We start from the raw sequence: 1,874 nt of genomic DNA, 5'->3' as shown, positions 1-1,874 counted from the left end.
GCACCTCCGGCGGTCAGGGCGTGCGGCTGGCGTTCTACGATGGCTCGCGGTTGCTCGGCTCGGTGCGGCTGGACGCGGTGCTGGGCCACCCCATCCTCGCGGGCACCTGGCAGCGGGTCGTCGTGCCGCTCAGCGCCGTGGGCCTGTCCTCGGGCAGCGTGCGAGACATCTACCTCCAGGACGACACGGGCGGAGATCAGGCCACCGTGTACTTCGACGACATCCGCCTGGTGCGCTCCAGCACCCCGCCTCCGCCTCCTCCGCCTCCGACGACGCCGCCCTTCTCCCTCTACGCGGAGGGCCTCGGCACCGGGTTCGATGACTGGAGCTGGGCAACGCACGACCTGTACTCCCATGGCGTCGTCCACACGGGCGCGTCCGCCATCGCCGCCGAGCTGGATGGCTGGTCCGCCCTCTTCTTCCACGCCAGCACGGGAGTGGACCTGAGCCGTTACAAGTCCCTCTCGCTCTGGGTGCACGGGGGGAGTTCTGGCGGGCAGCTCGCGCGAGTGGTGCTCGGCGACGGCTCGAGCTTCCTCGGGGAGCGCCGCCTGGACCAGGCGCTGGGCCACTCCCTCCAGCCGGGCACCTGGCAGCAGATCGTCATCCCGCTCAGCAGCATCGGCGTGAGCGCCGGCACGCTCCGGGAGGTCTACCTCCAGGACCAGTCGGGCGGAGACCAGGGCACACTCTACGTCGACGACATCCAGTTGCTCCCCTGAGACGCCACGACGGCTCGCCACTCCCGCCCTCACCCTGGGGGCGGGACCTGTCCTGGCGGAGGCGGGCGAGGTGGGGCTTCAGGGTCAGTCGAACCCTTTGCGGCCGCGGAACCGCTGCCGCAGAAACCTTCGGGCGTGTCCGCCCGCGATCAGGCGCTGCGCCTTTTTCACGGTGGCCTGGGCCTCCTCCAGGGTGACCTCGTCCTCGAGCAGAGCGGTAGCGAGCAGACATTGATACTCAGCGCAGCTCGACGGACGGTTCGCGTAGATCTGGCAGTCGCGACCCTTGAGCGCGGAGCACCTCTGCGGAAGCACCTCCGTACCGCTGGGACGGGTCTGCGTGGGAATTCCCAGTGCGTGGAGCTGGTCGATCTCCTCGGGCTCCAGCCCGACGTGGCTGAAGAGGCTGCCATCGCAGCACAGGCCGCAACCACGGCAGAGAAGCGAGAGCGGAGATTCGGGCGTGCCAGGATCCATGACACCCCTTAGATAGTCACGGACGCGCAGGCGGGCCGCGCAAGCGAGCGAAGAGGCGAGGGCTCGCACCGGCTCCATTGCGCGTCACTCCGAGCGGCGGAAGCCGTACACCCACGCCGCCGCCGCGCCGAGCGCCGGCAACACGACGGAGAGCGTGAGCACGCCGAACACCGCGTCATTCACGGGCTCGCCGGTGGCATCCACGCCGGCCACGCGCAGCCACGCCTTCACGGCGGTGACGCCCCAGTTGGCGAAGTTGGCGAGGATGAAGGCCCAGGCGAGGCGGCGCTGGCCCACGGCGCCGTAGCGCAGCATCGGCAGCGTCCAGGCCACCCCGAGGAGCAGGAAGGCCCCCATCAACGCGTTGAGATGCGAGGCGAGCGCCATGTGTGGATCCGCGGGCACCTTCCCCGTCATGGCCGCGGCGACGTAGCCCCCGGTGAGCAGGCCCAGCAGCGTGAGCCACGCGGCGGCGTGCGCCATCAATCGCGCGGCGGGCAGGGGCGCCGGAGCGGTGGAGACGGCGGGCACGGCGGGAGCTTCGACGCTCGGGGGCACGGGGCGGAGGGCGGTCGTCATGGGCGCCGCACAGCCTATCCGGGAAGCAGGCGGGCAGCCCAATCCCCTCTCAGTGCCTGTCGGACCGTGGAGCGCCTGTCTGGCCGCCTGCTCGCG

The 1,874-nt window shown here is 71.0% G+C and carries 2 protein-coding genes and 1 pseudogene; 1 reads left to right on the top strand and 2 read right to left on the bottom strand.

From position 1 onward, the window contains the following. Window positions 1–722, top strand: a pseudogene (locus VF697_RS40015) (hypothetical protein); the annotation flags it as partial. A gap of 84 nt (window positions 723–806) precedes the next feature. On the opposite strand, the gene VF697_RS40010 reads toward VF697_RS40015, so the two are convergent. Both VF697_RS40010 and VF697_RS40005 read right to left on the bottom strand, forming a co-directional pair. Next, on the bottom strand, window positions 807–1,199 hold the full coding sequence (locus VF697_RS40010) for a YkgJ family cysteine cluster protein (RefSeq protein WP_331103536.1): 393 nt from the start codon (window positions 1,197–1,199) through the stop codon (window positions 807–809). Window positions 1,200–1,283: 84 nt separating this feature from the next. Then, window positions 1,284–1,778 (bottom strand): hypothetical protein, encoded by a 495-nt coding sequence (locus VF697_RS40005; RefSeq protein WP_331103534.1) that lies wholly within the window; start codon window positions 1,776–1,778, stop codon window positions 1,284–1,286. Window positions 1,779–1,874 lie beyond the last annotated feature (96 nt).

It is taken from the genome of Archangium sp. (assembly GCF_036388035.1).
Taxonomy (GTDB): domain Bacteria; phylum Myxococcota; class Myxococcia; order Myxococcales; family Myxococcaceae; genus Archangium.
The sequence above is the reverse complement of the archived record's forward strand: the minus strand, read 5'-3'. Positions and strand labels throughout refer to the sequence as shown.

What these genes read in the sequence shown, in the direction of transcription:
- VF697_RS40010 (WP_331103536.1), bottom strand. Translation starts at nt 1,199, where the DNA reads ATGGATCCTGGCACGCCCGAATCTCCGCTCTCGCTTCTCTGCCGTGGT.
- VF697_RS40005 (WP_331103534.1), bottom strand. Translation starts at nt 1,778, where the DNA reads ATGACGACCGCCCTCCGCCCCGTGCCCCCGAGCGTCGAAGCTCCCGCC.